Consider the following 11,833-nt stretch of genomic DNA (forward strand, 5'->3'; position numbering starts at 1 on the left):
CGCGGGATCGTTCGGTGAGCGAGGTCGAGGTCAGTCGAACGATCGGATCGGTCTTCCGTGCCGAGCGCTCGATGCTGCTCGCGTCGTTGGTGCAGCGCTACCGTGACCTCGACCTCGCCGAGGAGGTGACGTCGGATGCCATCGAGGCGGCTCTGAAGCATTGGCCGATCGATGGCATACCGGCCAAGCCAGGGGCCTGGTTGCTCACCACAGCCCGGCGCAAGGCAGTCGACCGCCTCCGACGCGATGAGACACTGGCTGCGAAAATCGCCGTACTGCAGATCGACTCGGACCGCGACAACCCGTCCGGCTCGAATGCGCTCGACGATCGTGTGCCCGACGATCGCCTCCAGTTGTTCTTCACGTGCTCCCACCCGGCTCTTGCTGCCCAGGACCGACTCGCCCTGACGCTGAGGTGTCTCGCGGGTCTGTCCACAGCAGAGGTGGCGCGCGCACTGCTCATCCCTCCTGCCACGGCTGCACAGCGAATAGTGCGGGCCAAGAACAAGATTCGCACGGGTCGCATTCCGTTTCGCGTTCCGGGACCGGACGAGCTGGCGGAAAGAGTGCCCATGGTGCTCGAGGTCGTCTACTCCATCTTCACCGAGGGGTACTCGGCGACATCCGGCGATGGAGTCGGACGCGTCGATCTCTCGAACGAAGCGATCGGTATGGGCAGAGTTCTGCACGCGGCTCTGCCGGGCACGTCCGAGGTGACCGGCTTGCTGGCGCTGATGTTGCTGACCGACGCCAGACGCCGCGCCCGGATCGACGAACACGGCGAGATCGTGCTGTTGGCCGATCAGGACCGGCGCGTATGGAATGCCGCGTTCATCGCCGAGGGAACGGAACTCGTGAGCGAGGCCCTGACCCGCGGGCCGGCCGGCCCGTACTCCGTTCAGGCCGCCATCGCGGCATTACACGACGAGGCTGCTGACGCCGCGAGCACGGACTGGCCTCAGATCGTGGCTCTGTACGACGTGTTGATGGCACTCACACCATCACCGGTGGTCGCGCTCAACCGGGCCGTCGGCGTCGCAATGACCGAAGGGCCCGAGGCCGGGCTCGAGTTGTTGGACGCCATCGCCGCTGAGCCGGCCCTGCGCCGGTACCACCCGTTCGCGATGGCGAAAGCCGATCTGCTGCACCGACTGGGCCGGATGGACGAGGCCGCCGTGCACTACCGGAAAGCACTGGATCTCGCGCGAACGGCACCCGAGAAGCGTTTGCTGGGAAGACGACTGGCCGAGGTTGCCGACGCACGGGATCAGGCGGACAGCACAGCATCCACCTGATCGGCCGTCAGCGGTCGGTCTGCGTACACCAATCGGATGGCCTCGGGATCGGGGTTGCCGATATCGGGTCCACGGGATACCAGCTTCAGGCCGGCGCGCTCTGCCACGCGAGCGGATGAGAGGTTGTGTTCGAGAAGATATGCCACGACCGGCATTTCGGGCCGAATTCGGTACGCGCACTCGACTGCGGATCACTGCAGATCTCGTACAGCGCGTCGAGATCCGCATCTGCAGGCTCGTCGAGAACCAGTCGTGGGGTCTGCATTCGCACACCGGTGATCCTGGAGGGCTCGGGTCTGGTAGACCGGTGGTAGACGATCGAGCGAGAGGTGACAGTCATGGCCGAGTGGATCAAGAAGGTCGAAGAGAACGCCAAGGGCCTCATCGCAGAGGCGGAACAGGAACTGACGGCTCTCGAGGGCGCGGACACCGTCGACCTCACCGCAGACGAGCCGGAGGATGCTGCGACCACCGACGACGATGACATCGTCACCAGTGACGATGCACGGGAGCAGGTCTCGGACTGACGTCGGTGCCCGACCCCTCCGTGTCCGGTCGGAGCACTTGGTCCACCACGACGCACGACTGGTCGATGGACGTCGATCGAGATCACCTCTCGCACATCAGAAGCCGCTCCGGTGAGTACGCGCCGGGTGGAGTGCTGCACCTAATTCTCGAAGTCCTCGCGTATGCGGTGGACGAAGCCGAGGATCAGGGAGGCGGTCACGCGACCATCACGTTCGACTCGGACGGCACGATCGATGTAAACGACCTCGGACGAGGTACCGACACACGGTTCGACCGCGGACTCGCAATTCGCAAGCCCGTTGTGAGCACTGCAGATGTTCGATTCTTCGACCGGCTGGAGCCAGTGCTGTTGGCGGACGGACATGCCCGCCGCGGAATGTCGACTGTTGCAGCGCTGTCGGACGTGCTCGAGCACACCAACCGTCGCAGTGAGGGCTCGTGGACCCGTCGATACCAGCACGGGTTGCCCGCCACCGAATTGGTGTCGACTGCCCCTACGGATCGGACCGGTACCACGATCCGGTTTCGTCCCGATACGTCACTGCTTGCCGCAGATCAGCTGAGGCCGCACGATCTTCGCGCTCTGGTCGTCGACACCCAGTCCTTCACGGTCACGGTTCTGTAGATCTACTCGAACACGTACCAGCAGATGCTGTTTCTCCTGTGCTGGTCCTCCAACACCAGAGCCCGCACGCTGTCCGGCAGCTGTTCCCTCTGCCACTCATTTTCCGCATACGCCGCGGCGGTTGCGCTCGACGACGGTGCCGCAGCTCGAACTGCCTTGATGGCGTATGCCGCTGCTCCGAGGTCGTGTTCGGCCACATGCGCCACGCATGCGGCCTGGCCTGCGGCGTAGGCGGCGAATCGAGCCGCTCCGCGAAGGGGACGCGCTGCGCCCATCGCGTGTCCGCCGAGGGCGCGGGTCTCCATCATCGGCAGCTCACCGCGTACCCACGCGCCGATCCCGTCGATGGCTTCCCGCGGTCTGGCGTCCGACGGAACCGAGCTCTCGAACAGAGGCAGCACGTGTTCGGCACAGGCAGCAGCCCAGAGTGCCAGGGCCCGATGATCGCCATCGGACAGCAGTCCCCCGCGCCGGGCCGTGACGAGCCGGGGATCTCGAACAGCGGGCAGGATCATCCTCGGTCGCCCTCTTCGCACTGGCATCGGGCAGTCCAATGTGATTGCACGATGGCTATCAGAGCACAAAAAAGCCCGAGACCGTATGGCCTCGGGCTTTTCGAGTGGTAGCGGGGACAGGATTTGAACCTGCGACCTCTGGGTTATGAGCCCAGCGAGCTACCGAGCTGCTCCACCCCGCGTTGCATCTACGAAGTTACCCCTGCGTGTACGACGAATGCAAATCACGTGACCACGGGGTGCTCGGTCGAGCCGATCAGGCTCGACGCACGGCCGAGCCGACCCGAACAGCACGTTCGCAGCCCCTCGAAATAGTGCTCCGGGTCTCTTTTCTTGCGTGTTTCGGGTCACATAACGGTCGGGTCACGAAGGTGAAACATTCCCGCCACAATGCGGCTCGAGCTGCACGAACAGGGGGCTCAATCCCACTATGTGGACGGGTGGCATCCCATATCCGCTCAGTGACGGTAAGTGAATCCTCGACTACCTTCACGGACGGCCCTAAACCGCTGGGCTTGCACCACCCCGCCGCTTCTTTCGCTCTGCCCCGCGGGTGTGGTCCCCAATACGTACGGGGGCAGAGCCGCGACGATACGAAGTGCCTGGTCGTCATCGCCATCATCACCGGCGTAACGATTCGCAGGCCAGTCGCGCCAGTCGAGCGCGGAGAGGATTCACCCCGCATGACCACTCAGAACAACTTCGGTAAGCGCGCACTCGGATTGGCCGCCATCGCCGGCGCAGCCGTCGCCATTCCGCTCGGCGTTTCTGCCGGAACCGCCAACGCAGCCACCCACAACTGGGACGGCGTCGCACAGTGCGAGAGCGGTGGCAATTGGAGCATCAACACCGGAAACGGCTACTACGGCGGCCTGCAGTTCTCGCAGAGCACCTGGACGGCCAACGGCGGAACCGGATCCCCGGCCAACGCCTCCAAGGCCGAGCAGATCCGCGTCGCGGAGAACACCCTGCAGAGCCAGGGACCGGGCGCATGGCCCGTCTGTGGTCAGCAGCTGACCACCGGCACCTCGGCAGCCGAGCCCGAAGCGGCACCGGCACCGGCTCCTCAGGCAACACCGGCACCGGCCCCCGCGCCTGCCGTCGCACCCGAGGTCGCAGCAGCTACACAGGCCGCTCAGGGCGCATTCGATGCAGCATCCAAGCTCGCCGACCAGTACGGCCTGAGCACTCAGTTCCAGCACTTCGCTGCTGCGAACGCTCCAGTGCTCGCGCCCATCGGACGCTGATTCACCGGCAGTTCGCTAGAACTGCCTCGTTCCGCTCGCAGTGGATGCCCAGCGCATCCGATGTAGCGAACAACGACAGAGCCGCCTCACCGATTCGGTGAGGCGGCTCTGTCGTTGCAGTCAACCCGGTGGAACAGTGCCGATCAGCTACCGGCCCCGTTGTACGCGTCGACCGCCTTCTGCAGGTTCTCCAGCGCGGTGCCGAGCTGCGCCAGGTTGCCGCTCTGTTGTGCAGTCCGCACGGCGGAGAGTGCGTCGTTCAACCCGGTGACAGCGGCGTCCCTGGTGGTCGACCCACCGGTGGACGGAGCCGGATTCGCCGGCGTCGAACCGCCCTCGGACGGGGTCGTCTCGGGTACGGCACCCGGCTGGGTACTGCCGTCGGTCTCCCCCGGCGCCGTGACGGTCCGTCCGGCACCGGCCCCGAACACCTGCTCGATGGCCTCGGGCAGCGTGGCGGCGTAACCGACACGACCCTCGTACGAGACCAACACCCGGATCAACTGCGGATACGCCGACGCCTCGTTGGTGCGCGAGGCGTACACCGGCTCCACATAGATCAGACCGCCGTTGCCCACAGGCAGGGTCAGAAGATTGCCGAACTCGACAGTGTTCTCCCGGCGCACGATGCCGAGGCTTTCGGAGACGTCCGTCGTGGTCGTCATCTGGTTCTGTACCTGATTCGGGCCCTGAGTGGACGTATCGGTCGGCAGCCTCAGCACGGTGATCTTGCCGTAGTTCTCCGGATCCGAATCCGCGCTGACATACGCGCCCAGCACTTCTCGGCGATACCCCACCAGCGCACTGGTCAGCTGGAACGAGGCCTGGTTCTCCTCGTTGGAGATATCGGACGCGACGACGTAGTACGGAGGCTGCTTGGCGGCAGTGTTCTCCGCGGTCGGGTCGGTCGGAACCTCCCAGAACGCGTTGTTGGTGAAGAACTCTCGCGGATCGTTGACGTGGTATTTCGTCAGCAGTTCACGCTGAACCTTGAACAGGTCCTCCGGGTACCGGAAGTGATCCCGCAATTCCGGAGACACCTCGCTCTTGGGGATGACCGTTCCGGGGAACACGCCTTCCCATGCCTTGAGCACCGGGTCGTTCTCGTCCTGCTCGTACAGCTTGACAGTGCCGTCGTAGGCGTCGACGGTGGCCTTGACCGAGTTCCGGATGTACGAGACTTCCCGGCTCGGCAGTGCGCGCGTCGTCGTCGACTCGATGCTGTCGGCAGTGGCATCCTCGAGCGACATCCGCTGGGCATACGGGAAGTTGTCCAGCGTTGTGTAGCCGTCGATGATCCAGACGAGCTTGCCGTCGACGATCGCCGGGTACGTCGAACCGTCGGTGGTGAGCCAGGGCGCGACCTTCTGCACACGGTCCCGGGGATCACGGTTGAACAGAATCTTCGATTCGTCACCGATCACACTCGAGAACAGGATGTTGCGCTCGGCGTACTTGCTCGCGAACACGAGTCGGTTGAAGAAGTTGCCGACGTCGACACCCGCTGCACCGGTGTAGGAGTAGCTCTTGCTGTCCGTGTCGTACTCACGGGGTTCGCCGGCCGAGCCGACGATGGAGTAGTCGGCGTCGGAATTCGCGATGACCGGGCCGAAGTAGATGCGCGGCTGATCGAGGTCACCTGGGCCGTCCTTACGCACGGTTCCCTCGGCGTTGTTCTCGATCCAGTTCACCTGGTAGTTGGGATAACCACCACGCCCGCCGCTGGACTCGTCGGCGACAGCCTCGTCGACGGAGTTGGCAGGAGCAGCAACGAAGCCGTTTCCGTGCGTGAACACGGTGTGGCGGTTGATCCAGTCACGCTGGTTCGCGTCGAGAGTCTGCGGTGAGATCTCACGCGCGGCGACGACGTAGTCGCGGAGGTTGCCGTCCGCGTCCGGGTAGCGGTCGACGGCCAGTGTGTCGGGGAATCCGTAGAAGTTACGGATCTGACGCTGCTGAGTGAATGTCGGCGCAAGGATGTTCGGATCGAGCAACCGGATGTTCGACATCGTGGCCGACTCCGATGCCACTTCGCTCGGGCTCAACGACGCTTCACCCGAATAGTCGCGGTACGAGACCACGTCATCGGTCAAGCCGTACGCAGACCTCGTTGCCGCGATGTTGCGCTCGATGTACGTGCTCTCCTTGTCGGCCGCGTTCGGACGAACCGAGAACTGTTCCATCACCAACGGCCAGACGGCACCGATGAGGATCGACGACAACACCAACAGGGCTGTGGCCAAGGCGGGGATTCTGAGGTCACGAAGGAAGATGGCCGCAAAGAAGGCAACAGCACAGATGACCGCGATGGCCAACAGAATCAGCTTCGCCGGCAGCACCGCATTGATGTCGGTGAAGCTGGCACCGGTGAACGTCGGCTCCTTACGACTGCTCGACAACAACGTGTATCGGTCGAACCAGTAGGCGATGGCCTTGAGCAGGACGAAGGTGCCGGCCAGCACAGCGAGCTGAATCCGCGCCGCACGGGTGAGCGCTCCTTCTCGGCCGGCGAGACGAATGCCGCCGAAGACGTACTGCGTCACCAGATTTGCGAAGAATGCGACCAGGATGGCAACGAACAGCCAGTTCAGGATGAAGCGGTAGAACGGCAGATCGAACGAGTAGAACCCGACGTCCAGGCCGAACTGCGGGTCGGTCTGGCCGAAGTCGCCGCCATGCAGGAACAGCTGCACGGTGACCCAGTTCGTCTGCGCGATCATGCCGGACAGGAAACCGAACACGACCGGGATTCCGATGCCGAACAACCGCAATCGGCTCATCACCGTGGTGCGGTATCGAGCGATCGGATCGTTGGGTCCGGCCACCGGAACGAACACCGGGCGATTGCGATACGCGACGACCAGCGCGCCGAAGACGATGAGCCCGACGACGACCGAGACGACGAGGAAGATCACCAACCGGGTCAACAGAGTGGTGGTGTAGACGCCGCGGAAGTCGACTTCTCCGAACCACAACCAGTTCGTGTAGATATCGATCAACCGCGGACCGATGAGCAGCAAAGCTGCTACTACCAAGGCCAATACGAGCAAGATCCGGCTTCGCCGCGACAACGACGGCATACCGGTGGGGGGCCTCATGCCCACGTGCCACACTCCAACTTCGGGCGACGCCGATGGCGCCGCAGATGACTGTCACGGCGCACCTCGCGTGCGCCGCATGTCCGTTTCGCCCTACTGTACGTACGTTGATCCTACGGCTGTGACGCCCGTACTGCGGCCCCGCCGGATCGCAGGTCAGGAGCATCGACATTCGTGGAACCATTCGGATGCGAGGATAGTGCGGTGAGCAACGACAGTGACGGACTGCCCGGCCAGGAACATTTCGGAGACGACTTCGACCCCGAGTCGGGCGGACCCGGCGTCGCCGAGGCATTGGCTCGGTGCGCGCGTGAGGTGGCGGACTTCGTCGACGCGGGCGGGTGGGGCCAATCGCCCCAGATGTTCGCGCTGGTGCCCACCGCTGCCCTCGCCGCGGCAGAACCCGGCCTGCTCGACGATCTGGCCGACGGTGCTGCACTCACACCGATCCAGCAGCATTCGTTGCCCGAGGACATCACCGGCGGCTCCCCCGCCCTCGACGAATTCCTCGCCACGTCGACGTGGCCCGAGGGCGTCGTGGGATGCGCACTCGTCCAAGAGATCGTCGTACTCCCCCCGGCGGCGGAGTCGGCACTCGACGATGCGCTGATGCCGCTTCTCGCAGATCCCGACGCGGCCGACAACGCGGCGCGATCGGCCGCCGAGAACCATCCCGAGAAGCGTGACGCGCGGCTGATCGTGGCAGTGCTCAAGGACGGGCCGTCGTTGACGTTGTTGCAACTGCATCCGGACGAGGACGCCGATCCGTTCGCTCCCATCGACCTTCGCATCGCCGAGGACCTGGCACCCAACGTCGTCCACGGTCTGTACGCGACGTTCGATGTGGTCGACGACGAGTAAGTACGACCGAGCGGGTCAGCTACACGTCGGAGCGTCTTCGCCCGACCCGATCGCTCGGAGCGAGTCGATCGCGTTGTCCAGCGATTCGACTCGCACCAAGCGCAGACCGTCGGGCACATTCTGTTGCGCCTCACCACAATTGGCGTCGGGCACCAGGAACGTGGTGGCCCCTGCCTCACGAGCTGCTATCAGCTTGTACGGAATACCGCCGATGGGGCCGACCGTTCCCGCTGCGTCGATCGTGCCGGTTCCCGCCACGAATTCGCCGTTGCTCAGCTCGCCGGGACTCAGTTTGTCCACCACCGCGAGGCTGAACATCAAGCCGGCGGACGGACCACCGACGTCGGCGAGATTGAACTTCACGTCGAACGGAACGTCCGGCTGCTCCTCGGGCGTCACACCGAGATATCCCTTGGAGGGATCGTCCGGCCTGGCCCCGAGCACAACGGAACCCGTACGAGGGGCACCATCACGCACGTAGTCGATGTCGAGCGAATCGCCGGGTGCCTTGGCGCTGACGGCCTCGCGAACCGCGCCTGCCGTCGAGACGGGGGTGCCGCCCACCGCAACCAGAGTGTCTCCGATGTTCAGTACGCCTGCGGCGGGGCCGTCCTGGGCCACGCTCGTCACCGACAGCGACACCGGGAGGTCGAGGTGATGCAGAGCGGCGAGTTCGGCACTGGATTCCGATTGCTCGAAATCGGCCTGATTACCTTCCTGCACTTCCTCTTTCGACTTGTCCGGTGGGTACACCTCCTCACGAGGTACCAGTCCCTGACGCCCACTGGCCCAGAACCCGAGGGCCTCGAAAAGATTGAGCTGATCCCGCACGGCCACCGTCGTCATGTTCAGATGGCCTGCGGTGGGGTCGACGTCGGTGCCGTCGATCTGGACTACGGGCACTCCGTCGACGTCACCGAGAGTGTTGTACGTCGGCCCGGGGCCGAGTGCCGCGAACGGAACGGTGACGACCGAGCCGGTGACGCCCAGCACCACGACCGGTACCAGCGCTGCGACGAGTGTGGCGATCCTTCGGTTCACTCGGTAGACACTAGATCCGAACGTGCGGCGGCGTGGATACCGCCCCTGCCGGAGCCCGACGCACGATGCGACGAAGCCGTTCTGTTCGCCGTCAGCGTGACGATCTTTCGCGCTCCGAGTGCTCATGGCTTGTACCGTTGAGCCATGAGCAATTTTGGTTTCGGTGCTTCCGACGACGACCCGGACAAGAAGAAGGATCCGGACGGGTCGGGTAACCCCGCCGGTTTCGGGTTCGGGGCGGAGGGCTTCGACCCTGCACAACTGGGCCAGATGCTCACCCAGTTCGGCCAGATGCTCAGCGGCATGGGTGCCGCGGGGTCGGGCGGATCGTCGGCCGGACCGGTCAATTACGACCTCGCCAAGCAATTGGCCCGACAGCAGATGGGCGATTTCAGCCCGGTGTCGGCCGGGGAGCGTGAGGCCATCACCGAGGCCGCGCACCTCGCCGAGCTCTGGCTGGACGGTGCCACCACATTGCCTGCCGGTGCCACCAAGACTGCAGCGTGGACGCCGGTCGACTGGCTCGACAACACCATCGACACCTGGAAGCGGCTGTGCGATCCGGTCGCCGAGCAGATTTCGGGCATGTGGACCTCCGGGTTGCCGCCGGAGGCTCAGCAGATGGCCGGACCGATGATGGGCATGCTGACCCAGATGGGCGGAATGGCGTTCGGCTCGCAACTCGGTCAGGCACTGGGCCAACTGTCGAAGGAAGTTCTCACCTCCACCGACATCGGTCTCCCGCTCGGCCCGTCGGGCACCGCCGCGTTGCTACCGTCGGCGATCGCGTCGTTCAGCGAAGGTCTCGAACAGCCCGAGCGTGAGGTGCTGGTGTTCCTGGCCGCCCGCGAGGCTGCACACCAGCGGCTGTACAGCCACGTCCCGTGGCTGCGCCAGCGGGTTCTCGCCACTGTCGAGGAATATGCTCGCGGCATCCGCATGGATTTCTCGGCAATCGAGGAAGCCGCTGCCGGGCTCGACCCGTCGGCGCTGACGGATCCGTCGAAGATCGAAGCGCTGCTGCAGCAGGGTTCGTTCGAGCCGCAGACCACACCCGAGCAGAAGCACGCTCTCGAACGTCTCGAAACGTTGCTGGCACTGGTGGAGGGCTGGGTGGAGACCGTGGTCACGGCCGCACTCGGCGACCGTCTCCCCGGCGCGGTTGCCCTCGCCGAGACCATTCGCCGTCGCCGCGCCTCCGGCGGCCCGGCAGAGCAGACGTTCGCGACGTTGGTCGGTCTCGAGTTGCGTCCCCGAAAGGTGCGCGAGGCCGCCGATCTGTGGCGCCAACTACTGGCCGCCGCGGACGTGGAGGGCCGCGACGGGGTGTGGGCACACCCGGATCTCCTGCCCGACGCATCCGACCTGGACAATCCGGCGGCGTTCATCGACCGAGTCGTCGGCGGCGGCACCTCCAGCTTCGACGACCCCATCGCGCAACTCGAGGCGATGGAGGCAAAGGAGGCCGCCGAACGAGCGGAACACAGCACGGACGACGCCTCGGAGGACGGCGACGACCATCCGGACAAGGGCTCTTCCACACCCTGAACCGGGACGGCGCACACCAATGCCGTCGGCCCCGTCGAACGCCTGCTCGAAGCCCATTTTCCCCTGTGGATAACGTGCTTCGAGCGGGCGTTTGCCGTTCGACCGAGTGTCACAGTGTGGTTCATGATCACATCGACCGTTCGACTCGATCCCGCGGTGGCCATCCTGCCGCGACGGGACGGAACCGTTCAATTGGGGTGGAGCCCCGAGACCAGCGTCGTCGTCACTCCCCCTCCCGGTGCGGAACCGGGCTCGATACTCGAGATCCTGCGGCTTCTCGCGGCAGGACGTTCCAGGCCTCACATCGTCTGTCACGCAATGACGTTGGGTTTGTCCGCGAACCGAGTGTCGTCGATGCTCGCCGAATTGGACGATTCCGGCCTGCTCGTGCACGGCACGAGTGGCCCGGCGGCGAGCAACGCGGACGCTCCGTCGAGTGAACTGCGCGACATTCGTTCCGTGCATCTCGTGGGCCGCGGGCCGCTCTCGGATGCGCTGACCGCCGGGTTGCGGCGCACCAGTGTCGCGGTGACCAGAACGAGCCTGACCCCGACACGCTATCCGCACCTCGCCGTGAACTCGTGGCAGTACGACGTGGTCGTGCTCACCGACGACCTCGTCGCCGAGCCTCGTCTGGTGACCGATCTGGTGCGGAAAAGGATCCCGCACCTGCAGGTGCGACTGCGGGACGGGAAAGGAATCGTCGGCCCGTTCGTAGTGCCCGGACAGACGAGTTGCCTGCGCTGCGCCGATCTCACCCGCTGTGATCTCGATCCGGAGTGGCCGCATCTGTCCGCACATCTGCTCGGCACGGTGGGCCAGGCGAGTACCGCCACGGTGTTGGCCACGGCGGCGTTCGCGTTCGCGCAACTCGAGACCCTCATCGATCGCACGGACGGAACGATGCCCGAAACCACCGACTGCACGATGGAGCTGAGTTTCGCGGCAACCGGTACGTCCGTGCACAAAAGACAGTGGACGCGACATCCGCATTGCGATTGCTGGTACTGACGACACGGTCACTCGACCACCCGCCCACCTCGGCAGTCGAGGCCACGGTTTCACCGGTCCGAGC

12 protein-coding genes and 1 tRNA gene are annotated in these 11,833 nt (G+C 64.9%); 7 read left to right on the forward strand and 6 right to left on the reverse strand.

The annotated features are described in order from the left end of the window. The first annotated feature begins 14 nt into the window (after nucleotides 1-14). On the forward strand, nucleotides 15-1,295 hold the full coding sequence (locus ASH04_RS17700) for an RNA polymerase sigma factor (protein WP_057474131.1): 1,281 nt from the start codon (nucleotides 15-17) through the stop codon (nucleotides 1,293-1,295). Here ASH04_RS17700 and ASH04_RS27445 read toward each other — a convergent pair. Both ASH04_RS27445 and ASH04_RS27275 read right to left on the reverse strand, forming a co-directional pair. Further along, complete coding sequence (locus tag ASH04_RS27445) at nucleotides 1,268-1,402, reverse strand: hypothetical protein (RefSeq protein WP_268793682.1); 135 nt, start codon at nucleotides 1,400-1,402, stop codon at nucleotides 1,268-1,270. The two genes, ASH04_RS17700 and ASH04_RS27445, sit on opposite strands and share 28 nt — an antisense overlap. Continuing rightward, entirely contained in the window at nucleotides 1,381-1,635 is a 255-nt protein-coding gene (locus ASH04_RS27275; RefSeq protein WP_235580032.1) for a hypothetical protein, read from the reverse strand. Before ASH04_RS27275 ends, ASH04_RS27445 begins: the two co-directional genes overlap by 22 nt. Between ASH04_RS27275 and ASH04_RS17710 the strand changes: the two genes are divergently transcribed. Next, nucleotides 1,634-1,822, forward strand: coding sequence for a hypothetical protein (locus tag ASH04_RS17710; RefSeq protein ID WP_032366331.1), 189 nt, complete (start codon nucleotides 1,634-1,636; stop codon nucleotides 1,820-1,822). The genes ASH04_RS27275 and ASH04_RS17710 overlap by 2 nt on opposite strands. Before the next feature lie 65 nt (nucleotides 1,823-1,887). Further along, complete coding sequence (locus tag ASH04_RS17715; RefSeq protein WP_200937337.1) at nucleotides 1,888-2,448, forward strand: hypothetical protein; 561 nt, start codon at nucleotides 1,888-1,890, stop codon at nucleotides 2,446-2,448. A gap of 2 nt (nucleotides 2,449-2,450) precedes the next feature. Here ASH04_RS17715 and ASH04_RS17720 read toward each other — a convergent pair whose 3' ends face one another. After that, a complete protein-coding gene (locus ASH04_RS17720) occupies nucleotides 2,451-2,963 on the reverse strand; it encodes a putative immunity protein (protein ID WP_057474133.1) in 513 nt (170 codons plus the stop codon). Between the two features lie 105 nt (nucleotides 2,964-3,068). Then, nucleotides 3,069-3,145, reverse strand: a tRNA-Met gene (locus ASH04_RS17725). 501 nt (nucleotides 3,146-3,646) lie between these two features. On the opposite strand from ASH04_RS17725, the gene ASH04_RS17730 reads away from it, so the two are divergent. Beyond that, the gene (locus ASH04_RS17730) at nucleotides 3,647-4,210 is read left to right on the forward strand and encodes a transglycosylase family protein (protein WP_057474134.1); all 564 of its coding nucleotides are present in this window, start codon (nucleotides 3,647-3,649) and stop codon (nucleotides 4,208-4,210) included. Between the two features lie 143 nt (nucleotides 4,211-4,353). Here ASH04_RS17730 and ASH04_RS17735 read toward each other — a convergent pair whose 3' ends face one another. After that, nucleotides 4,354-7,314 (reverse strand): UPF0182 family protein, encoded by a 2,961-nt coding sequence (locus ASH04_RS17735; RefSeq protein ID WP_176458532.1) that lies wholly within the window; start codon nucleotides 7,312-7,314, stop codon nucleotides 4,354-4,356. A gap of 288 nt (nucleotides 7,315-7,602) precedes the next feature. Between ASH04_RS17735 and ASH04_RS17740 the strand changes: the two genes are divergently transcribed. Then, complete coding sequence (locus tag ASH04_RS17740) at nucleotides 7,603-8,169, forward strand: PPA1309 family protein (RefSeq protein WP_094695495.1); 567 nt, start codon at nucleotides 7,603-7,605, stop codon at nucleotides 8,167-8,169. A 15-nt stretch (nucleotides 8,170-8,184) separates the two neighbouring features. Here the strand turns inward: ASH04_RS17740 and ASH04_RS17745 are convergent, their stop codons facing one another. Next, nucleotides 8,185-9,210, reverse strand: a complete 1,026-nt coding sequence (locus ASH04_RS17745; RefSeq protein ID WP_032366559.1) for a YlbL family protein — start codon at nucleotides 9,208-9,210, stop codon at nucleotides 8,185-8,187. A 144-nt stretch (nucleotides 9,211-9,354) separates the two neighbouring features. Here ASH04_RS17745 and ASH04_RS17750 point away from each other — a divergent pair, with 144 nt between their 5' ends. Together ASH04_RS17750 and ASH04_RS17755 are read left to right on the forward strand one after the other, a co-directional pair. Beyond that, nucleotides 9,355-10,758, forward strand: a complete 1,404-nt coding sequence (locus tag ASH04_RS17750) for a zinc-dependent metalloprotease (protein WP_032370729.1) — start codon at nucleotides 9,355-9,357, stop codon at nucleotides 10,756-10,758. Nucleotides 10,759-10,881: 123 nt separating this feature from the next. Next, nucleotides 10,882-11,769 carry a hypothetical protein gene (locus ASH04_RS17755; protein ID WP_032407098.1) on the forward strand — a complete coding sequence of 296 codons (888 nt, stop codon included), beginning with the start codon at nucleotides 10,882-10,884 and terminating at the stop codon, nucleotides 11,767-11,769. Nucleotides 11,770-11,833 lie beyond the last annotated feature (64 nt).

The organism is Rhodococcus sp. Leaf233 (assembly GCF_001426165.1).
GTDB classification, from domain to species: domain Bacteria; phylum Actinomycetota; class Actinomycetes; order Mycobacteriales; family Mycobacteriaceae; genus Rhodococcoides; species Rhodococcoides fascians.